Source organism: Archangium gephyra (assembly GCF_042230915.1).
Classification (GTDB): Bacteria; Myxococcota; Myxococcia; order Myxococcales; family Myxococcaceae; genus Archangium; species Archangium gephyra_B.
Window position 1 is genome coordinate 2,283,510 of record NZ_CP102578.1, and the last position, 20,844, is coordinate 2,304,353.

The 20,844-nt window shown below is 70.6% G+C and carries 14 protein-coding genes and 1 pseudogene; 7 read left to right on the plus strand and 8 right to left on the minus strand.

Features of this window, described 5'->3' with window-relative positions; translation table 11 throughout:
- The first annotated feature begins 107 nt into the window (after window positions 1-107).
- The 6 genes and pseudogenes from NR798_RS09130 to NR798_RS09155 all read left to right on the plus strand — a co-directional run bounded on the left by NR798_RS09130 (window position 108) and on the right by NR798_RS09155 (window position 5,144).
- Window positions 108-374, plus strand: a complete 267-nt coding sequence (locus NR798_RS09130) for a GlsB/YeaQ/YmgE family stress response membrane protein (protein WP_375771052.1) — start codon at window positions 108-110, stop codon at window positions 372-374.
- 161 nt (window positions 375-535) lie between these two features.
- Window positions 536-1,567, plus strand: coding sequence for a biotin synthase BioB (gene bioB, locus NR798_RS09135; protein WP_375771053.1), 1,032 nt, complete (start codon window positions 536-538; stop codon window positions 1,565-1,567).
- Between the two features lie 80 nt (window positions 1,568-1,647).
- Complete coding sequence (bioF, locus tag NR798_RS09140) at window positions 1,648-2,802, plus strand: 8-amino-7-oxononanoate synthase (protein ID WP_375773742.1); 1,155 nt, start codon at window positions 1,648-1,650, stop codon at window positions 2,800-2,802.
- A gap of 113 nt (window positions 2,803-2,915) precedes the next feature.
- Window positions 2,916-3,587 (plus strand): annotated as a pseudogene (gene bioD / locus NR798_RS09145) (dethiobiotin synthase); the annotation flags it as partial.
- Between the two features lie 103 nt (window positions 3,588-3,690).
- Window positions 3,691-3,969, plus strand: coding sequence for a hypothetical protein (locus NR798_RS09150; RefSeq protein WP_375771054.1), 279 nt, complete (start codon window positions 3,691-3,693; stop codon window positions 3,967-3,969).
- Window positions 3,966-5,144 carry a pyridoxal phosphate-dependent aminotransferase gene (locus tag NR798_RS09155; RefSeq protein WP_375771055.1) on the plus strand — a complete coding sequence of 393 codons (1,179 nt, stop codon included), beginning with the start codon at window positions 3,966-3,968 and terminating at the stop codon, window positions 5,142-5,144. The genes NR798_RS09150 and NR798_RS09155 overlap by 4 nt, the downstream gene beginning before the upstream one ends.
- Here the strand turns inward: NR798_RS09155 and NR798_RS09160 are convergent.
- From NR798_RS09160 to NR798_RS09180, 5 genes are all read right to left on the minus strand, one after another.
- Window positions 5,141-5,563, minus strand: coding sequence for a citrate lyase holo-[acyl-carrier protein] synthase (locus NR798_RS09160; RefSeq protein WP_375771056.1), 423 nt, complete (start codon window positions 5,561-5,563; stop codon window positions 5,141-5,143). The genes NR798_RS09155 and NR798_RS09160 overlap by 4 nt on opposite strands.
- A gap of 194 nt (window positions 5,564-5,757) precedes the next feature.
- The gene (locus NR798_RS09165) at window positions 5,758-6,225 is read right to left on the minus strand and encodes a response regulator (protein WP_375771057.1); all 468 of its coding nucleotides are present in this window, start codon (window positions 6,223-6,225) and stop codon (window positions 5,758-5,760) included.
- 12 nt (window positions 6,226-6,237) lie between these two features.
- The gene (locus tag NR798_RS09170) at window positions 6,238-7,848 is read right to left on the minus strand and encodes a PAS domain S-box protein (protein WP_375771058.1); all 1,611 of its coding nucleotides are present in this window, start codon (window positions 7,846-7,848) and stop codon (window positions 6,238-6,240) included.
- Between the two features lie 165 nt (window positions 7,849-8,013).
- Window positions 8,014-10,128: an OPT family oligopeptide transporter gene (locus NR798_RS09175; protein WP_375771059.1), complete on the minus strand. Its 2,115-nt coding sequence runs from the start codon at window positions 10,126-10,128 to the stop codon at window positions 8,014-8,016.
- Window positions 10,129-10,237: 109 nt separating this feature from the next.
- Window positions 10,238-11,683 (minus strand): NAD(P)/FAD-dependent oxidoreductase, encoded by a 1,446-nt coding sequence (locus NR798_RS09180; protein ID WP_375771060.1) that lies wholly within the window; start codon window positions 11,681-11,683, stop codon window positions 10,238-10,240.
- 263 nt (window positions 11,684-11,946) lie between these two features.
- Between NR798_RS09180 and NR798_RS09185 the strand changes: the two genes are divergently transcribed.
- The gene (locus tag NR798_RS09185; protein WP_375771061.1) at window positions 11,947-13,833 is read left to right on the plus strand and encodes a methyl-accepting chemotaxis protein; all 1,887 of its coding nucleotides are present in this window, start codon (window positions 11,947-11,949) and stop codon (window positions 13,831-13,833) included.
- Here NR798_RS09185 and NR798_RS09190 read toward each other — a convergent pair.
- The 3 genes from NR798_RS09190 to NR798_RS09200 are packed head-to-tail and all read right to left on the minus strand — an operon-like array spanning window position 13,821 to window position 20,843.
- The gene (locus tag NR798_RS09190) at window positions 13,821-14,525 is read right to left on the minus strand and encodes a 4'-phosphopantetheinyl transferase family protein (protein WP_375771062.1); all 705 of its coding nucleotides are present in this window, start codon (window positions 14,523-14,525) and stop codon (window positions 13,821-13,823) included. The genes NR798_RS09185 and NR798_RS09190 overlap by 13 nt on opposite strands.
- Complete coding sequence (locus NR798_RS09195; protein ID WP_375771063.1) at window positions 14,512-19,896, minus strand: SDR family NAD(P)-dependent oxidoreductase; 5,385 nt, start codon at window positions 19,894-19,896, stop codon at window positions 14,512-14,514. Before NR798_RS09195 ends, NR798_RS09190 begins: the two co-directional genes overlap by 14 nt.
- Window positions 19,893-20,843, minus strand: a complete 951-nt coding sequence (locus tag NR798_RS09200) for a hypothetical protein (RefSeq protein ID WP_375771064.1) — start codon at window positions 20,841-20,843, stop codon at window positions 19,893-19,895. The genes NR798_RS09195 and NR798_RS09200 overlap by 4 nt, the downstream gene beginning before the upstream one ends.
- Between the last annotated feature and the right edge of the window lies 1 nt (window position 20,844).

Below are 20,844 nucleotides of genomic sequence, written 5' to 3' on the forward strand. Positions count from 1 at the left end.
GTCCCTCCTGGGCCACCCCGTCAAGTTGTGCCTTGGGGCAGGGCTCACCACGTTTCTTCCCAATCGGGGCCGCACGTCGCGGTACCCCACTGAAAGGGAGAACGAAGATGGGCATCCTCTGGTTGCTGGTCGTGGGTCTGGTGGCGGGTCTGATCGCGCGTGCTCTCGTTCCGGGCCGTCAGAACATGGGTCTGGTGATGACGATGGTGCTGGGTGTCGTGGGCTCGTTCGTGGGCGGCTTCATCGGCTCGCTCTTCACGCACCGTGCCGTGACGGACCTGCATGCCACGGGTCTCATCATGTCGGTACTCGGGTCCATCGTGGTCCTACTCCTGGTGGGAATGGCGGGCCGGGGCCGTCGCATCCACGCCTGATGCCGGGGACCTGGTAGGGGAGGGGCACGCGGGCCGTGCTCCCTCCGCCGGGTCCCTGTTCCTCGGGGGGTGGACCGGGGTCGTCAACCCGGGCGCGCTGCGTGGTTGACAAGGGCGGTCCGTCCACGCACCGTGCGCGCTCCACACCCCCCGAGGAGCCCATGTCCGACTCCCCCGCCCACGATTTCCACGGTCACGCCCACTTCGCCGCTCCGCCTCCGGGTGTCGTCGTCCGCCATGACTGGACGCTCCCCGAGGTCCGCGCCCTCTACGAGCTGCCCCTGCTGGAGCTCATCCACAAGGCGCAGAGCGTGCACCGCGCCGTCTTCCAGGACAACAAGGTGCAGCTGTGCTCGCTCTTGTCCATCAAGACGGGCGGCTGCTCCGAGGACTGCGGCTACTGCCCCCAGGCGGCGCGCTACCACAAGGACACCGGCCTGCAGGCCGAGAAGCTCATGTCCGTGCCCGCCGTGCTGCAGGCCGCCTCCCAGGCCCGCGCCGCCGGTGCCACCCGCTTCTGCATGGGCGCCGCCTGGCGCGAGGTGAAGGACGGGCCCCAGTTCGACAACGTCCTGGAGATGGTCCGCGGCGTGAAGTCGCTCGGCATGGAGGCGTGCGCCACGCTCGGCATGCTCACCGAGAGCCAGGCGAAGCGCCTCAAGGACGCCGGCCTCTCCGCCTACAACCACAACCTCGACACCTCCGAGGAGAAGTACGCGGACATCATCTCCACCCGCACCTACCAGGATCGGCTCGAGACGCTCGAGCGCGTGCGCCAGGCCGGCATCTCCGTGTGCTCCGGCGGCATCATCGGCATGGGCGAGTCCGTGGACGACCGCTGCAAGCTCCTGCTCACGCTCGCCAACCAGGAGGTCCACCCCGAGTCCGTTCCCATCAACGCGCTCGTCCCGGTGAAGGGCACGCCGCTGCAGGACCAGAAGCCCGTGCAGTCCGTGGAGATGGTCCGCACCATCGCCACCGCCCGCATCCTCATGCCCCTGGCCATGGTGCGCCTGTCCGCCGGCCGCATGCAGATGAACGAGGAGGCCCAGTTGCTGTGCATGCTCGCCGGCGCCAACTCGCTCTTCTTCGGCGAGAAGCTCCTCACCACTGGCAACCCCGAGTACACCCAGGACATGGCCCTCCTCGAGAAGGCCGGCATCCGCCCCCTGGCGCCGGATACGTCGCGGTAATGACCCGGGATTCGCGAAACCCTCACCCCGTCCCTCTCCCGGAGGGAGAGGGGAGTGGGGTTCCCGTGGGCACTGGGGCCATGGTGGCCACGGCGTGGGCCCGGGCGGACATGGACTCCCTGTCCTCCCGCGGCCTCAAGCGCTTCCTCGAGCCGCTCGACTCCCCCCAGGGCCCCCTCGTCCGCGTGGGCGGCGAGACGCTCGTCAACTTCTCCTCCAACGACTACCTGGGCCTCGCCGCCTCGCCCTCCGTGCGCGCTGCCGCCATCGCCGCCCTGGAGACCCATGGCCTCGGCTCCGGTGCCAGCCGGCTCGTCGTGGGCGACACCACCGCCCACCAGAAGCTGGAGGCCCGCCTCGCCGCCTTCGAGCAGGCCGAGGCCGCGCTCCTCTTCAACTCGGGCTACGCCGCCAACGTCGGCACCCTGCAGGCCCTCGTCGGCCCCGAGGACGCCGTCTTCTCCGACGCCCTCAACCACGCCTCCCTCATCGACGGCTGCCGCCTCTCCCGCGCCCGCACCGTCGTCTACCCGCATGCCGACGTCGAGGCGCTCGACCGGGCCCTCGCCTCCACTCCCGCCCGCAGGCGGCTCGTCGTCACCGACACCGTGTTCTCCATGGACGGGGACCATGCGCCCCTGCGGGAGCTCGTCGCCGTCTGCCGGACCCATGGGGCCGCGCTCCTCGTGGACGAGGCCCATGCCACCGGCGTGCTGGGCTCCCGCGGCGCCGGGCTGTGCGAGGAGCTGGGGCTCTGCGAGGCCGTCGACGTGCGCATGGGCACCTTGAGCAAGGCCCTCGGCGGCCTGGGCGCGTACATCTGCGCCTCCCGCCCCGTGGTGGAGCTCGTCCTCAACCGTGCCCGGCCCCTCGTCTTCTCGACGGCGCTGCCCGCCGCCCTGTGCGCCGCCGCCGGGGCCGCCGTGGACATCGTCGAGCACGATGACACCCTGCGCGCCCGCCTGTGGCGCAACATCCGCCGCTTCTCCCAGGGCCTGCGCTCGCTCGGCTTCGCCGCCGAGCCCCGCAGCGCCATCTTCCCCGTCATCCTCGGCGAGCCCGCGCTCGCCATCTCCGCCGCCCGGGCCCTGCGCGCCAAGGGGTTGCTGGTGAAGGCCATCCGCCCTCCCACCGTCCCCGACGGCACCAGCCGGCTTCGCTTCTGTCTCTCCGCCGCCCATACCGAGGGCCATGTGGACCTGGCTCTGCAGGGGTTGCGCTCGCTGGGACTCTGAATTTCCAAGTGGGAGGTCGTGTGGCAACCCGAGGTTCTCGATACCCTCACCCCGTCCCTCTCCCGGAGGGCGAGGGGAAATGGCCGCGCTCCGAGGGGAAATGGCCACGGTTCTTCGTCACGGGCACCGATACCGGGGTGGGCAAGACGCAGGTTTCACGGGCCCTGCTGTCCCTGCTCGCCGATGCCGGGCTGTCTCCCCAGGGCTTCAAGCCCTACGAGAGCGGGTGTCCCTCCCTCTCCGCCCCCTCCGACGCGCTCTCCCTGCGCGAGGCCGCCCGGAGTGAGCTGCCCCTCGACATCGTCTGCCCCCACCGCTTCCGCGCGCCCCTGGCTCCCGGCATCGCCGCACGCCGCCTCGGCCGCGAGCCGGATTGGAACAAGACCCTCGCCGCCTGGGAGCGGGTGCGCCATGGGCCCGTCGTCGTCGAGGGCGCCGGTGGTCTCTTCGTCCCCCTCGACTCCTCCCACGACGTCATCGACCTCATCGCCACCCTCGGGCTTCCCGTCCTGCTCGTCGCCCGCGCGGGCCTGGGCACGCTCAACCACACCGCCCTGTCCCTCGAGGCCCTCGCCGCGCGCAACATCCCTGTCGCGGCCGTGCTCCTCTCCCGCAGCACTCCTTCCCGCGATCCCTCTGAGCGCGACAACCCGGCCCTCATCGCCGAGCGCCATCACATCCAGGTCCTCGGTCCAGTTCCCTACCTGGAGGACCCGCGCCGGCGCCACGCTGCATTCCGCAAGGCACTCGCGCCACTCGTGGCCAAACGCGCGCGAGGCCGGTAAATCGGCCTCCGCGGCGATCCAAACGCGCGTGCGAGTGCAAGTTTTCGTGTTGCACGGCCGCGAAATGGACGCATGTTTCGATCTGCGCGAGAACGCAACGCGAATGGCGGACATCATCGACCTCTCGCTCCTCGCCGATGCCAGGCGCTACCTCTCCAAGTTGCTCGATGCGCGCGGTATCTCCTACTTCCTCCAGAAGGATGGTCAGCGGCTCTTCCACATCGAGCCGGCCAAGGTCGAGCTCGTGGTCCGTACCGCCATCCGCTCGCGCGCCGACTCGCTGCCGTCGCCTCACCCCAAGGCCGTCGAGCACTGCCGCAAGGAAGTGCGCCGCGAGCTGATCCGCCTCGTCGCCTCCGCGATGCTACAGACGGGGCTGTGAGCGGCTTCTCCGCCCGCACCGGTTTCCCCCGCACCTGGAATCCCCTGGCCCGGGCGCTCGCCGAGCGCTGCCAGCGCGGACTCCCCCTGGTGGATCTCACCGAGACCAACCCCACCCGCGTGGGCCTGCCCGCGCCCGAGCCGGCCCTGCTGGCCACTCCCGGGGCCCTCGCCTACGAGCCCGAGCCGCAGGGGCTCCTCCCCGCCCGCGAGGCGGTGGCCGCGCACCTGGCCTCGCGCGGCGCCCACGTCTCGCCCGGACACCTCGTCCTCTCGGCGAGCACCAGCGAGTCCTACGGCTGGCTCTTCAAGCTGCTGTGCGAGCCCGGGGACAACGTCCTCGTCCCCGCGCCCAGCTACCCCCTCTTCGAGTACCTCACGCGCCTGGAGGGCGTGGAGGCGCGCCCCTACCGGCTGCCGCGCGCGCACGGCTTCGGCCTGGACGTGGAGGCGGTGGCCGCGGCGCGGGATGCCCGCACCCGGGCCGTGCTGGTGGTGAATCCCGGCAACCCCACCGGCCACTACCTCCACGAGGGCGAGCTGGAGGCCCTCGGGCGGCTGTGCGCGGAGGCCGGGTTGGCGCTCCTCTCCGACGAGGTGTTCTCCGACTTCGCCTGGGACGCGTCGCCGGGCCGGGTGCCCACGGTGGCCGGGCGCGAGCTGCCCATGCTCACCTTCTCCCTCTCCGGCCTGTCCAAGGTGGCGGGGCTGCCCGGCCTCAAGTTGGGGTGGACGCACGTGGGCGGACCCGAGCCCCTCCGGGAGGAGGCCCTGGCCCGCCTGGAGCTGGTGGCGGACACGTACCTGCCGGTGAACACGCCCGTGCAGCTCGCCCTGCCCGGACTGCTGGCCCACGCGCCGCGCTTCCAGCAGGCCCTGCTGGCCCGGGTGAAGGAGAACCGGCGCCGGCTGCTCCAGGCCCGCCCGCGCGATGCCCGCTGGGACGTGCTGCCCGCCCAGGGGGGATGGAGCACCGTGTTGCGCATTCCGCTCGAGCCCGGCGAGGAGGCCACGTGCCTGGCCCTGCTGGACGAGGGCGTGGGGGTGCAGCCGGGCTACTTCTACGACTTCACCGGCGGGGCCTTCCTGGTGCTGTCCCTGTTGCCCCCGCCGGAGCGCTTCTCCGCCGCGCTGGAGCCGCTGGTGCGCGTGCTGGCCGCCGAGCCTACGACCTAGCCCACCACCTCACGGGGCACCTTGCTCGTGGTGCCGAGGCTCCCCGCCAGGCCGTAGCACTCGATGCCCAGCTGGCGGTCCCACGTGGCCTCGCCCTCGATGCGGCTGGCCCGGCGCCGCGCCAGCAGGGCGGGCAGCTGCGTGACGAAGAGGCCGTAGTAGCCCGCCGAGTCCTCCAGCATCTCCGAGGGCGATACGCCCAGCTCCCGCTCCAGCCGTTGCAGCGCGGCGAGAAAGAGGTGCTGGCAGTCCTCGTTGAACGCGGTCCCCCGGGGCACGTCCAGGGCGAGCTCGACAATCGAGCGGCCGGACATGTTCCGGGCGAGCTCCTGACGCGCCTTGTTGCGCTGCTCCCGTGCATCCAGGACACGCGCTTCCTCGGCGCGCACCGAGGCTCGTTTCACCAGGGCTGTGCTCATCGGCTCCTCCCCAGAGGCCCGGAATGGGCCCGTCTCCATCCACTTGATGGAGACGCCTGACGCGGGTTCGTGATGCGCCTGACGAGAGATAAGGAGCGCCCGCTCCATCTTCATGCTGGCGGGCAGCCAAGCGTTCTCCAGCCAGCAAAGTTCTGCCCTGGGAGGAAGGGCAGCGTGCCCCAGTGGACAGGCCCCTACGCGCTCTTCCGGGAGGGGAGGGCGGTGGGCAGCTCGTTGAGGACGAGCCAGTACATGCCCAGCTGCCGCACCGCCTCGAAGAAGGCGGTGACGTCCACCGGCTTGTGGACGAAGCTGTTGACGCCCAGCTCGTAGCCCTCCACCAGGTCGCGCTCCTCCTTGGAGGAGGTGAGGATGACCACCGGCAGGGTGCGCGTCTGCTCGTTGGCGCGGATGCGCCGCAGCACCTCCAGGCCGTCGATGCGCGGCAGGTGCAAATCCAGCAGCACCACCTGGGGCCGGATGGACGGGTCCCGGTCCGCGTGCCGGCCCTGCATGAAGAGGTAGTCGAGCGCCTCGGCCCCATCGCGCACCACCACGATCGGGTTGTGCAGGTTGCTCTTGCGGAACGCCCGGAGGGTCATCAACTCGTCATCCGGGTTGTCCTCGACGAGGAGGACGACACGCTGGCTCAGCTCATACATGGAACTCTCTCCTCAGATGACGGGGCCGGCATCGGCTTCCGGCGCGGTAGGGGTGGGATCGTGCAGGCAGAAGGAGAACGTGGCGCCATGGCCGACCCGGCCCTCGCCGCGCACGCTGCCCCCGTGGCGCCGGAGGATGCGTTGCACGGTGGCCAGGCCCACCCCGTTGCCCTCGAACTCCTGTTGGGTGTGCAGGCGCTGGAAGACGCCGAAGAGCTTGTTCTGGTAGGCCATGTCGAAGCCGGCCCCGTTGTCCCGGACGAAGTAGACGCGCCGGTCCCCGGCCCGGGTGCAGCCGAACTCGATCTCCGCCTCGGGCCGCTCGCGGGTGAACTTCCACGCGTTGCCCAGCAGGTTCTCCAGCACGCTGCGCAGCAGATGGACATCTCCCCGGTCCACCAGCCCGTCCTGGATGAGGAAGCGCACCGAGCGCTCGGGCTGGCCGTGCTGGAGCTGCTCGGCGATGGAGCGGGCCATGGCGGAGAGGTCCACCTCCGTCTCCACGAACCCGGTGCGGTTGACGCGCGAGAGCGAGAGGATGCCGTCGATGAGCTCGGACATGCGCCGGGACGCGGCGCGCATGCGCGCGAGGTAGTCGTGGCCGATGCCGTCCAGCTGCTCGCCGCAGTCCTCGGCCAGCGCCTGGGTGAAGTTGGAGATGGAGCGCAGCGGGGCACGCAGGTCGTGCGCCACCGAGTAGGCGAAGGCCTCCAGCTCGCGGTTGGAGTACTCGAGCTGGGCGGTGCGCTCGGCAATGCGCTGCTCCAGCTGCGCGTTGAGCTGGCGCACCTCCTCCTCTGCGGCGCGGCGCCGGGTGATGTCGGTGACCATGGCCAGCGCGCCGGTGTAGCGGCCCTGCTCGTCGTGCAGCGGGTTGGACGACATCATCGTCCAGACGGGCCGGCCCTCCTTGTGGAGCAGCTTGATGTCCAGGACACCGGCGACGCCCTGGCGCCGCTGCTCGATGTTGCGGTCGGCGAGGGCGCGGCTCTCCTCGTCCATGAACGCATGGAGGGGTTTGCCCATCACTTCCTCGACCGTGTGGCCGAGCATCTCCGCCATGAAGCGGTTGACGTAGGTGGTGCGATTGTCGGCGTCGATCGTCCAGATGCCTTCCTGGGCGGCCTCCACGATGAGCTGGAATTGCTGCTCGGTGCGGCGCTGGAGGGCCTCGGCCTGACGCTGACCATGGGTGTTGCGCAGGGTGAGCATGGCCCCCAGCAGCCTTCCCTGCTCGTCACGGATGGGCCGGGCGCTCGCATGGACGTGCTGACCGTCCGGGAGCTGGGCGTTGCGGACGAACATCTCCTCCGCGGGGGTCTCTTCTCCGTGGAGGGCGCGGTAGAGCGGGAGCCGCTCGGAGGGGCACGGCGTCCGGGTGTCCGCGTAGAAGATGCCGTAGTGCTCGCTCCACTTCTCGGGCGCCGTCTCCGTCGGGCCGGAGCCGAGCAGCTTGTGGGCGTACGGGCTGAAGTAGAGCAGCTGGCCCGAGGCGTCCGCGAGCACCACCCCCTCGGAGATGCCGTCGATGATGGTGCGCAGGAGGGCCTGGTGCTGCACCTGGAAGACTCCTTCGGTCAGCACGTTCGAGGAGGAGGTGCTGGGACTGAGCATCGCGTTCATGACTTCGGGGCTCTCCTGTCTTCTCAGCTTTTCGCTGAAAGACGGTTGGAATTCTACAGCCCCGTTGGATTTGGAGTCCAGCCGTGAAACGCGAAACGCCCGGTGGAGGACTCCCACCGGGCGTTCCAAACGCCTACCTGTACGAGGCCTGGGGCCTCTGTGGGGCTACGCCTGCGAGGGCCTGCGGGAGATGCGGTACAGCACGAAGCCCATGAAGGCGAAGGCGAGCACGCCGATCAGGTCATAGCCGCTCGTGCCCACCGAGTGGTGCAGGGCCTTCTCCACCGACAGCTTGGAGATGAAGGCGTTGACGCCTTCGTTCACCGAGAGGATGGCGACGACGACGCCGGCCAGCGCGCCGCCAGCCACCAGGCCCGTGGAGAAGAGGTTGCCGGGCCCGAGCTCGGACTCCTCCACGTGCTCGCCCTTGCGCTGGGCCATGTAGTCGGACAGGCCCTTGATGGCGCCGCCCACGAAGATGGGCGCGGTGGTGGACAGCGGCAGGTAGGCACCCACCGCGAAGGACAGCGACTTGACGCCGCACAGCTCCATCGTCACCGACAGGGCAACACCCACCAGCACGAACTGCCAGTCGAGGTTGAAGGACAGCAGGCCCTTGATGAGCGTGGCCATCAGCGTGCCCTGCGGCGCGGGGAACGCGTCCGTGCCGATCATGTGCTGCACGCCCTGCGCCCGCAGCGCCTCGGTGGGCGTGTCCAGCAGCTTCATGGTGAGCCCGATGACGATGGCCGCGGCCACCGCGCCAATCATGAGGCCGATCTGCTGCGCCCTCGGGGTGGCGCCCACCAGGTAGCCCGTCTTCAGGTCCTGCGACGTGGCACCCGCGTTGGCCGCGGCGATGCACACCATGCCGCCCACGCACAGCGCCATGGGCTGGTACATGTCACCCGTCCAGCCGATGCCGATGAAGATGAGGCAGGTGGCCATCAGCGTGGCGATCGTCATGCCGGAGATGGGGTTGGACGACGAGCCGATGATGCCGACGATGCGCGAGGCCACCGTCACGAAGAAGAAGCCGAACACCACGATGAGGACGCCCAGCATCAGCCGGCCGAACATGCTGCCCGGCAGGAAGGGCAGGGCGGCCATCGTCAGGATGAGGCCCACGCTGCCGAAGAGCACGAAGGTGATGGGCAGGTCGCGCTCGGTGCGCTTCTGCGCGGCGCCCGCGGCGCCCTCCTTGAAGGACGCGATGCTCTCCTTGAAGGCCGCGACGATGGTGGGCAGCGTCTTGAGCAGGGTGATGAAGCCGCCGGCCGCCACCGCGCCCGCGCCGATCTGCCGCACGTAGGCGCGGTAGATGGCCGTCGCCGTGTTGGCGAAGCTGTGCGTCGCCGGATCCCACCCGCCCGGGCCGCCCGCCGTGGTCAGGCTCGTCAGGTAGCCCAGCTTCACCAGCTGGCTCGCGATGGTGTCCGCGGGCACCACCGAGGCCAGCAGCGGGATGATGCCCAGCCACGCCAGCACGCCACCGGCCACCAGCACGCCGGCAATCTTCGGGCCGACGATGTAGCCCACGCCCAGGTACTCGGGGGTGATGTCGCCGTTGAGCGTGGCGGACGGGAAGTACTTGTTCCTCTGCTCCGTCACCAGCGCGGGCGTCTCGGCGATGAGCTTCACGATCTTCTGCAGCAGCGCGTAGACGAAGGCGAAACCCACGCCCTGGAAGGCGATCTTCGCCAGGTCTCCGCCCTTCTCACCGGCGATGAGCACCGAGGCGCACGCCGTGCCCTCGGGGTAGGGCAGGTTGCCGTGCTCCTTCACGATGAGCGAGCGGCGCAGCGGCACCATCATCAGCGTGCCCAGCACGCCGCCCAGCAGCGCCAGGGTGAAGATGGTCCAGTACTCGAAGAAGCTCGAGCCCTTGCTATCGGTGCTCAGGAAGAGGAAGCCGGGCAGGGTGAAGACCACGCCCGCGGCGATGGACTCGCCGGCCGAGCCGATCGTCTGCACGACGTTGTTCTCGAGGATCGTCGAGCCACCCAGCTTCTTGAGCAGGGAGATGGCGAGCACCGCGATGGGGATGGAGGCCGAGACCGTCAGGCCCGCCTTGAGCGCCAGGTACACCGTGGCGGCGCCGAAGATGACGCCGAAGAGCACGCCGATGCCGATGGCCTTGGGCGTGAACTCGGCGACGTCGCTGCGCTCGGCGGGGATGTACGGCTGGAACTCCGCTGTCTTGGGGACTTCGTTCGGGGCGGAACCGGCCACAACGGCGACGTTCCGAGCCGCCTCGGACTTGGCTGCTTCAGGCTTCAATGGGGGCTCCCAGATGGGGGACGACCGTGTCGGGAGGGAGTTCTACAACTCCCTCCCCGGTCCGCCAAATGGCCGCTGGGAGCCGGAGCCCAGGCAGGCGGGCGTGACGCTATGCGGCGTCCCGCGCACCAGGCTCCGCCGGGGGGGCCTTCCTCCCGGGCAGGGGTGGCAGGGTGGTCAGGTTGGCCCGCTGCTCCCGGGGGACGACGAGGCTCTTGAGGTTGTAGGCCATCAGCGCCGCGACGAACCCCGGCTGCAGCAGCCCCTCCATGCCCTTGCGCATGTGCAGCACCTCGTAGAAGGCGTGGCAGGCCTTCGCGTCCAGCGAGGTCAGGTCGATCATGTTCTGCACGGACCACTGCACGGCCTTGAGCCCGAAGGGCCGCTTGCCCCGGGTCTCCGGGTAGGCCAGGTCCATGGTGGTGGTCAGGAACCAGCACAGGCCGACGATCTTGCTCAGCTCCTTCTGGAAGGCCCGCGAGAGCCCCGGGGTTCCGCCGGGCGAGGTGCGCGAGCGGGCCACGTGCTCCCCGAGCAGCTTCGCGCCCAGGCAGGCGACCGTCATGCCCTGGCCGAAGACGGGGTTGAGCGCGCAGACGGTGTCCCCCAGCAGCACGAAGCCCTCCGGGAAGCGCGCCATCTTCTCGTAGTGCATCCAGCGGCTCGTCGCGATCTTGTACGAGACGGGCTCGGTCAGCGGCTTCGCGTGGCGGATGTACTCATGGAGGTGGGGCGCGGGCAGCCCGCGCGCGAACTCCAGGAAGCCCGCGTCGTCGGTGGGCGCGTGGTCTCCGAAGTACCCGTTGAGGCTGACGATCCACCGTCCGCCCTCCACGTTGGAGATGAAGCCCGAGCGCCGCGCCTCGGGCGCCCGGCCATTCACCACCAGGATCTTCCACTCGTCGAAGCCCGCGGGGCGCTCGTAGACGCGGCTCGTGTACCCCAGGTCGATGCCCACCTGCTCTTCTTCCGGGCGGCCGTAGCCCAGGGCCTCCAGCCAGTGCGGGGCGCGCGAGCCCCGGCCGCTGGTGTCCACCACCAGCCCGCCCTCGAGCAGCCGCTCGCCCTCCGGCCCCTTCACCTTGGCCCCGGTGACGCGCGTGCGCGAGGCGTCCGTGAGCAGCTCCTCCACCGCATAGCCCTGCCACACCTCGACGTTGGGCAGCGAGGTGACGCGGCCGCGCACCTTCCACTCCAGGAAGGGCCGTGAGACGAGGACGGACCGGGGACCGCCCTCGTAGCGGACCTTCCAGCTGCCCGACTGGAACCAGGCGGCGTCGCGGGCCAGATCGACGAGGTCCGCCCCCTCACGCTCCAGCTCCTCCACCAAGCCGGGGAACAGGCCGTCCAGGACCGTCAGCCCGGCCTCCAGCAGCGCGTGGATGTGGCGGCCCTGCGGCGCGCTCTTGCGCGCTTCCGGACCCGCGGGCAGCTGCTCCCTCTCCAGGATGATGACCTTCTCGAAATGCTCCGAGAGCACCCTCGCGCTCACGAGCCCCGCCATGCTGCCGCCAATGACAATGGCCTGTCTGGGTCCGCGCTCGTTCGACTGCACTCAAACCTCCTGGTGTTCGGGCTGATCGACTGCTCGCTGTGGGGCCAGGAGAATATGTGATGTCGGAAAGGACCGGTATGTCCTGAACGTGCGGGCGGAGTAGGACTCTCCGAGCCTCCCCAACAGGGTGGGTGACACTCAGCAGATGCCATGGGATGGATGCCCAAGCTCCTGCCGAGCGAGCGCCTTCACTCGAAGTGCGGCCGGGCAGTGCGGACGGAAAACGGCATTTCGAGCGAACGGTGTTAGGATGCCGCCCATCCATGAGCAACGCTGAGTTGAAGCGGCTGGTTCTCAAGTTCTTCCTGGAGCAGCAGTTGGCGATGCTGACTGCCCTGGGTCCCGTGGCGTACATGATCACGCTGACGCTGGGACTGCCTCCGGACCAGGCCTGGTTCGTCACGTGGGTCAACTTCGGAACGCTGACGCCGGTGTTTGGGGTCATCGTCCCCCTGGTCATCATGTGGTTCGAGCTGAAGGGTGCGCTCGCGTCGCGGCCGGATGAGATTCCCGGCGAGCGGCTGAAGCGCATCCTCAAGGCCCCCCGGCGCATCGAGTTCGGAGCGTGGCTGGGCTACGGCGTGTCATGCGTGCTGTGGGCCGGCTGGCCCACGCTGCTGTACGGGCTGGATCCCTGGGACGTGCCGCTCACGGTGGCCTCGTTCCTGCTGCTGGCGGCGGTGGTGGGCATCCGCATGGCGCTGCGGCTCGAGCGGCTGCTGCGCCCCTACGCGCTCGAGGAGTTCCACAAGTATCCGCAGGCGCGCGTGGAGGACAGCGGGTACCCGTGGCCGAAGATGCGCTGGTACCTGCCCTACTGCTTCGCCCTCTTCGTGCTCGCCACGCTGACGGTGACGAGCATCATCGTCTACAAGAAGACCCAGTACGGCTTCGGCGAGCTGTTCACCAACCTGTCCAGGCTGATGCCGGAGACGGTGCTGACGCAACTGCGCACGGACGTCGCCAGCATCCTGGGCACCATCGTGGTGCCGGTGGTGTCCGTCGGTGGCTTCATGATCTTCGCGGCGGCGTGGTGCGCCTGGGAGCTGGCGCGCCACCAGAGCCAGGGCACCGAGGCCGTGCAGAAGTCCATCGAGTCCATCGCCTCGGGCCGGCCCTCGCTGCCCAACTGGGTGGCCACCGACGAGGTGGGTGACTTGTCCATCTCCACCGCGGCGGCCTTCGAGCGGTTGCGGACGTTCTCCTCCTCGCTGAGTGACTCGGCGCAGCTGCTGGGCAGGTCCGCGGAGTCGCTCAACACCTCGCACAAGGATCAGACCGAGGCGCTCTCCATCCAGGCCGCGTCGCTGCAGGAGACGCAGGTCACCGCCCAGGAGATCAAGCAGACGTCCATCGTCGCCGCCCAGAAGGCGGAGGACGTGCTGCAGCAGGCCGAGCGCGCGGATCAGATTGGCCGCGCCGGTGAGGCCGCGCTCGAGGAGAGCCTCTCGGGCATGCACGACATCCAGAAGCAGGTGAGCCAGATGGCCCAGAGCATCCGCTCGCTGGATGAGCGGGCCCGGCAGATCGCCCACATCACCACCACGGTGAAGGGCCTGGCGGACCGCTCCAACATGCTGGCGCTCAACGCCGCCATCGAGGCGGTGCGCTCGGGCGAGCACGGCAAGGGCTTCAGCGTGGTGGCGCGGGAGATCCGCAGCCTGGCGGACCAGTCCATCAAGGCCACCTACAGCGTGCAGAACATCCTCATGGACCTGAGCGAGGCCATCCGCACCACGGCGGACATGACCGAGGGCGGCTCCGTGAAGGTGCAGGGCAGCGTGCAGCAGCTGCGCTCCTTCGGCGACAACATCAAGCAGCTGTCCGGCATCGTGCGCGACAACGTGAGCTCCGTGCGGCAGATCTCCGCCGCCGTCACTCAGCAGAACCAGGGCATCGGGCAGATCTTCCAGGCGGTGAACGACCTGACGAAGATCATGGACAAGACGATGTCCAGCCTGCGCACCAGCGACGAGGCCGCGGACCAGATGCGCATGGTGGCCGAGCGCGTGAGCATCTTCGTGGGCGAGTACGACTGGCAGAGCCGCAAGGAGCGCGAGGCAGCCGCAGCAGCAGCCGCCGCCGCCGCCGCCCTCCCGCCGCCGCTTCCGGGGCCGGACCGCGGCGAGCCGGAAGATCAGGTCTCCTGAGCCTGACCGGCCAGTGCCAGCACCCCCCCGGCCCGCCACGCCATCAGGAGCGCGGCCAGTGCCGGGGGCGGCGCTCCCAGCCCGGGTGGAAGCTCCCACGTCTCAAGGGTCACCCGGAGGGACAGCGGGCCCCCGGCCGCGTGGAGTAGCACCGGCCGCACCGCCACCTTCTGCAAGGGCGCGCGCAGCCCCACGCCCCACACCTTGAGCACCGCTTCCTTCAGGGCCCAGGCCGCGGTGGCCGGGTCCAGGTGCCCCTCGCAGACGGAGCGGTAGCCCTCCAGCTCACCCGGCGCGAAGGCCTCCTCCAGGAAGGCCCCGCCGGCCTCCACCCGCTGCTCCAGGTCCACGCCCAGCGGTCCGCCGCGCGCCACCGCCGCCACCGCCAGCTCCGCGCTGTGGGAGATGGAGAGCGCGAGCCCCTGTCCGGGTGAGAAGAGGGGCCGCCCGGCATCCGGCCCGTCCTCGCGCGCCGTCACCTCCGCGCGCGCCCCGGGCTCCAGCAGCGCCAGGGCCCGGTGCGCGGCGAGCCGGCCCGCCACGAACTCCCGCCGCCGCTTATCCGTCCTGCACCGGGCGAGCCCCTCGCGCTCCAGCGGCGAGAGGGCGGATTCCTCCTCCCGCCCCACCTCGCCCCAGCCGAGCACCACCTCGCGCCCGCCGGGCAGCCGCAGCCGCTCAGCCCTCCGCACTCCGGCGCTCTCCCCGGCGCAGCCGGCGGAACCACAGCCCCGTGCCTCCCAGCAGCAGGGCGCCGTCCTCGCCACGCACCTCGAAGTCGTAGAGGACGTCGTCGCCCTCCACCTTCACCATGCGCGCCTTCACGTGCCCGGACTCGCCCAGCCGCCGCTGCCGCCCGCGCACCAGCTGCTCCACGCCCATGGGCACGGAGACGAGCGTGTTGTGGTGGCCGTCCCAGTTGGCCGCCACCTGGAAGGCGGCGTCGAGCAGCAGGGGATCCAACTGGAAGCGCGGCCGCGCCACGTGCGTGAAGATCTCCCGCTGCCGCGGCGCGCGGATGATGCCCTCCACCTCGGTCTCGCCGACGTACACCCATTCCGCGCGGCAGAAGAGCGGGCCGAGGTAGAGCGGCTCCTTGGCCAGGTGGAAGATGGAGCGTGCGCGCGAGCCCGGCAGTGCCTCCGGCAGCTTGCCGTTGCCCGGCTCGATGCGCGGCGGCGGCCCCAGCACGTAGATGCCCTGCTGGTGGATGCGGCGCTGCGTCTGGTCCGAGCGGCCGCCGAGCGCCAGGTCACTGGCGGACTCGACGTAGAGCGTCACCTCGTCACCCTGCTGCTTGAGCACCCGGGCGGTGAGGGTGATGTGCACGGGCTTGCCCTTGGAGCCATGCGGGGCCTTGAAGAACTTGAGCGGCGTCTCGATCCGCAGGTTCTCCGCGCGCAGCACCGCCAGGTCCGGCCGGAAGAGGGCGGCGGCCTCGCCGAGCATCTCGAAGCCGAACGTGCCCGGCATGATGGGCACCGAGTCCAGCTGGTGCTGGAGCACGAAGGGGTCCGTGTTCAGGTCGAACGTCCGCGTGGCGACGAGGCCCTCCGCCCCGTGCTGCTCCACGCAGTCGATCATCGGGTAGTCCGAGGGGACGAGCAGGAAGCCGCGATCGTCGTAGACGGTGCGGGCATCCGGGCCGTCGGCGGAAGCACCCAGGAAGGGCCACTCGCGGAAGAGCCGCTCCTCGAAGATGGCCACCTCGCGCTCGGTGCGGCCGAGCAGCAGCTCGTTGATGAACCAGTACGAGCCCTCGGCCGGGGTGATGTAGGAGACGCCGGTGCCGCGCACCACGTCCGGGTTGCGCGCCGCGGCGCCCACGCTGTCCCACGCCGTCCAGTCGATGGTGACGCAGCGCATGTGCGGGCGCGCCCGGTGCGCGTACGCCATGGCGCACTTGCTCATCAAGTCGTTGGCGGCGCTGTAGTCCGTCTGGCCCTTGTTGCCGAAGCGGCCCGCGCCGGAGCCGAAGCACATCATCAGCTTCAGGTCATCGCGCCGCGTGGCCTCCAGCAGGTTGATGAGGCCGAGCACCTTCACTTCCATGGTGGCCGCGACGATGCCGGGCGTCTTGTCCAGCAGGCTCTTGGAGGCCTCCACCATGGCGCCGTGGACGATGCCGTCGATGTGGCCGTGGTCCTCGCGCACCCGGTCCACCATGGCCCGCACGTCCGCGGCGTTGCGGAAGTCACACGCCTCGTATTCGATGGACAGGCCCTGGCCGGCGACCTCGTGCTGGAGGTTGCGCCACAGCTCGCGCGCCCGCTCGTAGGGCTCGAAGGACTCCTTGAACTTCACCGGCGTGAGGGTGGGGTCCGCCTTCTTGCGGCGGACCATCTCCTCCTTGCGGAACGTCTCGAAGTCGTTGTCGTCCAGCGCCAGGTAGGGCTCGTCGCCCGTGGGGGCCGGGGTGCGCCCGGTGACGATGACCTTGGGGCCCATCCGCGCCACCGCCTTGGCCACCTCGAAGACGGCGCCGCGCCCGCCACCGGAGAAGAGCAGCACCCAGCTGGGGTCCACCCGGCGCAGCACCTGGCTGCCCTCCTTGGGGAAGTCCGCCCGGCGCAGGCCCACCACGAAGCGGCGGCTGGCCATGTAGCCAATCTCGGTCCGGTCGCTGCCCTCTTCCAGCTCGCGGGCCACCGTCTCGGCCACCACCCAGTGCGAGGCGCGCGGCTCGAAGTCGATCGTCTTGATGACCGCGCCGGGAAGCTCCTGCTTCAGCCCCTTGAGGAAGCCGGACATGGAGCCGCCCATCACGTTGCCGCCATCCCCCACGAAGCCGAAGTCACCGCCCATGGAGGTGACGGCCACGTAGCAGGCGGTGCGTCCCTTGGCGTCCCGCAGGCGCTCGTACATGGCGCGCCCGGTGCCGTGCCAGCGCGCCGTGGTCTCCGCCATCCGCCGCCCGAAGCGCGCGCTGCCCAGGGTGAGGAAGTACTCCACGGGCCCGAAGGCGCCCAGGTCGATGACCCCGTCGGCTCCGCCCAGCTCCTCGCTGGCGCGGCGCACCCGGCGCTCCACTTCCATGGCGTCGGTGAGGCCCGCCACCGACACCGTGGCGATGCGCACGCCCTTGCCCACCAGCAGCCGGCTGAAGGCCGCCACCAGGCCCGGCTCGTCTCCCACCAGCAGCAGCTTCTTGCCCTGGAGCTGGTAGCGCTTCTCCGAGGAGAGCGACAGCGGCACCAGGTCCACGCGCCAGCGCTGCGCGGACAGCCCTCGGCTGGGGATGGGGTAGCTGGCGGTGACGCTCAGCGGATCCGCCGTCCACGGCTTGAGGTGGGCGTTGTCGTGCTCCTCGAGGATGACGTGGTAGTTCGTCCCGCCCAGGCCGAAGGCGCTCACCCCCGCGTAGCGCCGCCCCTCGCGGGGCACGGGCCACGGGCGCCCCTCCAGCGACAGGGAGATGGGCAGCCTGTCGAAGGGGATGTCCGCCTTGGGGAACTCGCCGCCGTTCATGGGCGGCAGGAAGTGCTCGCTCACCGCGAAGGCCGTCTTGATGAGGCCCAGCAGGCCGGAGGCCGACGAGGTGTGGCCGATCTGCGACTTGAGCGTGCCCATGGGCACCGGGTTGTCGCGGCCGCGCGACTTGTAGGCCTCGCCGTAGGCGTCCGCCTCCGTCTTGTCGCCCACCTTCGTGCCCGGGCCATGCGCCTCGAGCAGGCCAATCTGATGCGCGTGCACGTTCGCGTCCTGCAGCGCGCGCTCCACCGCCCGTGCCTGCCCCTTGGGGTTGGGCGTGAGCAGCGTGGTGCCCCGCCCATCGCTGGAGAAGCCGATGCCGGAGATGACGGCGAGGATCTTGTCCTTGGACGCCTCCGCGTCCTCCAGCCGCTTGATGACCACCGCGCCCGCGCCCTCGGCCGGGACGAAGCCGTCCGCGCGATCGTCGAAGGGGAAGGTGCCTCGCGGCGACAGGAAGCCGAGCACCGCCAGGGAGGCGGAGTACTCGGGCACCAGGTTGAAGGCCACGCCGCCGGCCACCACCACGTCGGCCTCGCGGTTGGCCAGCGCCATCATCGCGGCGTGCACCGCGACGAGCGAGCTGGCGCAGGCCGCGTCCACCATCAGTACGCCGCCGGTGAAGTCATGGATGGCGGCCAGCCGCGCCGCCACGGGCAGGCTGGAGTAGTACTGGGACGTGTTCTCGTCCAGCGGGGGCAGCTTGCTCACCACGCGCTGGCGGACGGCGTCGAGCAGCGTGGCCACCTGCTCGCGAGGCATGCCCTGGCCGTGAAGGGCCTCGGACGCCAGGGACAGGTAGCGCTCCAGGACGAAGCGCAGCTCGGTCTCGAACTCCTTGGCGCGCACCGGGAGCTGGCCCACCACCACCTGCACGCGCCGCCCGTTCCACCCTCCCTGCTCGTGGCCCGCCTGTCCGAGCGCCTCCTCCGCCGCCTTGACGAAGAGGGGGACGGCCGGGTCCAGCGCCGCGGCCTGGTTGGGCGGCAGCCGCAGCCAGCGCGCATCCGGCGGCGGCAGGTCCACCGTGCCGGCCAGCCGGGGCACCATCTCCTTGGGGCCCATGAGGGCGCCGAGCAGATGCTGGGCGTCGAAGCGCGAGGTGGGCAGATCTCCAATGGCATCCGCCTTGGAGACGATGTTGTTCCACAGGGAATGTGCGTCCGAGGCCCCCGGGGTGATGGCCCCCATGCCGATGATGGCGAACTTCTGGTTGGGCGGGCGCACCGGGCGGATGTCCGCCCAGGCCTCGTGGGCCGGCGCGGGCCCGAGCAGCGCGTGGTAGGCGATGTTGCTCCACCCCAGCGAGCTGACGCCTACGTAGCTGCGCGGCGTCAGCTTCATGGGGCGGGTGAGGCACTCCAGCGAGCCCTCCGTCCCGTGACGGGGCGAGGTGAGGCCGGCCACGGGCGCGCGCACGCCCCCGTGCAGCGACAGCGCCGCGCGCATCACCGAGACGAGCCCGCTGGCCGCCTGCTGGAAGCCCACCTGGGGGGCCGCGCTGGAGAACGTCAGCGGCTCGGTGCGCGTGGCGTTGAGCGCGGCCTTGAGGCCGATGAGCTCCTGGTCCTCCAGGCCCGGAACGCCGCACGCCTGCACCTCCACGTGCCGCACCAGCTCCGCCTCGATGCCGGCCATGTCCAGACAGTTGCGCGCGGCCTTGTCCACCATGCGCGACAGCCGGGAGAGGCCCTGCTTGAGGTTCACCTCGGCGCTGACGCCGTGCAGGACGGCGTAGATGCGCTGCTTGTCCGCGAGCGCGTCATCCAACCGGCACAGCACCAGGGCCACGGCGCCCTCGCCGGGCAGGGTGCCCGCGGCGCGGCCATCCAGCGCGAGCAGCTCCTGCTGGGCCAGCCAGCCGCGCGCGGAGAGCAGTCCGAAGGAGGAGGGGCTGAGCAGTGGGGCCACCGCGCCCACCACCGCCACGTCACAGTGGCCGAGCTGCAGCGAGAGCGAGGCGAACTTCAGCGCCGCCAGCGAGGAGGCCGTGCCCGCGTCCACCGCGAGGTGCCCGCCGCGCGTGTCCAGCAGGCCGGAGAGGCGGCCAGCCACGATGGTGGCCGTGGTGGGCACGGACTCGGGGGTGATGGGCGGGGCGTGCTGCGCGATGTAGCCATCCACGGCCTGCAGCAGCCGGGCCTGGTCGCCGCGGCCCTGGAGGATGGCGGCCAGGTGCTCGCGGAACTCGGGCGAGCGCACGCGCACCGTCTGGTCCACCTTCACGTCCACGCCCAGCCCGGTGGCGCCCAGGTAGATGGCGCACCGGCCGCCGGGGCTCTTGTCGGGGCCGTAGCCCGCGTCCTGCGTCGCCTGGAGCAGCGTCAGGTGGAGCAGCCGCTCCATGCGGTGCATCTTCTCCACCTGGTTGGGCGGCAGGCGGAACTGCTTCCAGTCCTTGCCCTCCTCCGGGGTGAAGCCGCCCAGCAGCGGATGGCTCAGGCCGAGCGCGGCCCTCCAGTCGTCGGGGGCCCGCGTCAGGGCGCGCATCCCCTCCAGGGACTGGTTCATGAAGCGCGACGGGGAATCGGCGCCGGGCAGGCGGCATCCGAGCCCGATGATGGCCAGGGGGATGTGCGTGGAGGAGGTCATCGCGGTGAGAGGCTCTTGACGAACGACTGCCAGGCGAGACGGGGAAGGGTGGGGGCGACGTCCTCGGTGGGCAGCGAGGCCATGCCAATGCCGCGCAGCTCGAGCACGGGAATGCCGTCCTGGCCCAGGAGGTGGGCGTCGAAGGAAGCCAGGCCGCTGCTGGCGCCGGACAGGCGGGCGTCACACATGAGGCGCTCGTCGCGCCGGGGCATGCGGAACCAGGTGGCCTCGGAGATGGCCATCTCGCGCGAGCCCTCTCCGGAGAAGGCGTACCAGAGCCACTTCACCATGTGCAGCGCGCCCTCCATGGCGGCGGGGGCCACCTGGATGCGGCTGGCGGGCAGCACCTTGGAGAGCACGCGCGGGTGGACGAGCCCGCCCTGGATGCGGCCCAGCTCGCACAGGCGGGCCCAGGAGATGACTTGCAGGGACTCGGGCACGTCGCCCTGGCCGCCTGCGGAGGTGTAGAGCTGCCGGCCGTTCTGGAGGTTCTCCGACTTGGGGGCCAGCATCTGCTGCTGCTGCGGCCAGGGCGCGGGCCCGTAGGCATGGGCGAACTGGAGCACGGCGCGGCAGACGGGGATGGGCTCCTCGGTGGCCTCCTCGTGCCCCGCGCTGGCGCCCGCGCTCACCGTCTCCACCGACAAGAAGACCGAGACCTCACCATCCCCCTCACGGCGCGCCCGCCCCACCAGCCGCGCGGCGGACGAGGGCTGAGAGGAGCGCAGGAACCAGCGCACATCCCTCATCCCCACCAGCACTCGGTCCGGGTACACGAGCGCGCCCACCTCGGCCAGGAACTCCAGCTCCATCGAGGCGGGCAGCGGCCGCATCGCCTCGTCGAGCTCCCGCGGCAGGTGCACGTCGCGCTTGGCGACGGCGCTCTCGCCGCGGAAGACCTCGGAGACGTCCTCCAGCAGAGGGTATTGGGAGGTATCGGGTTGCACG

Excerpts from the sequence above, each read along its gene's own strand:
- bioB (WP_375771053.1), top strand. The coding sequence starts at position 536 with ATGTCCGACTCCCCCGCCCACGATTTCCACGGTCACGCCCACTTCGCC.
- NR798_RS09150 (WP_375771054.1), top strand. The coding sequence starts at position 3,691 with ATGGCGGACATCATCGACCTCTCGCTCCTCGCCGATGCCAGGCGCTAC.
- NR798_RS09170 (WP_375771058.1), bottom strand. The coding sequence starts at position 7,848 with ATGAACGCGATGCTCAGTCCCAGCACCTCCTCCTCGAACGTGCTGACC.
- NR798_RS09160 (WP_375771056.1), bottom strand. The coding sequence starts at position 5,563 with ATGAGCACAGCCCTGGTGAAACGAGCCTCGGTGCGCGCCGAGGAAGCG.
- bioF (WP_375773742.1), top strand. The coding sequence starts at position 1,648 with ATGGTGGCCACGGCGTGGGCCCGGGCGGACATGGACTCCCTGTCCTCC.
- NR798_RS09165 (WP_375771057.1), bottom strand. The coding sequence starts at position 6,225 with ATGTATGAGCTGAGCCAGCGTGTCGTCCTCCTCGTCGAGGACAACCCG.
- NR798_RS09130 (WP_375771052.1), top strand. The coding sequence starts at position 108 with ATGGGCATCCTCTGGTTGCTGGTCGTGGGTCTGGTGGCGGGTCTGATC.
- NR798_RS09195 (WP_375771063.1), bottom strand. The coding sequence starts at position 19,896 with ATGACCTCCTCCACGCACATCCCCCTGGCCATCATCGGGCTCGGATGC.
- NR798_RS09185 (WP_375771061.1), top strand. The coding sequence starts at position 11,947 with ATGAGCAACGCTGAGTTGAAGCGGCTGGTTCTCAAGTTCTTCCTGGAG.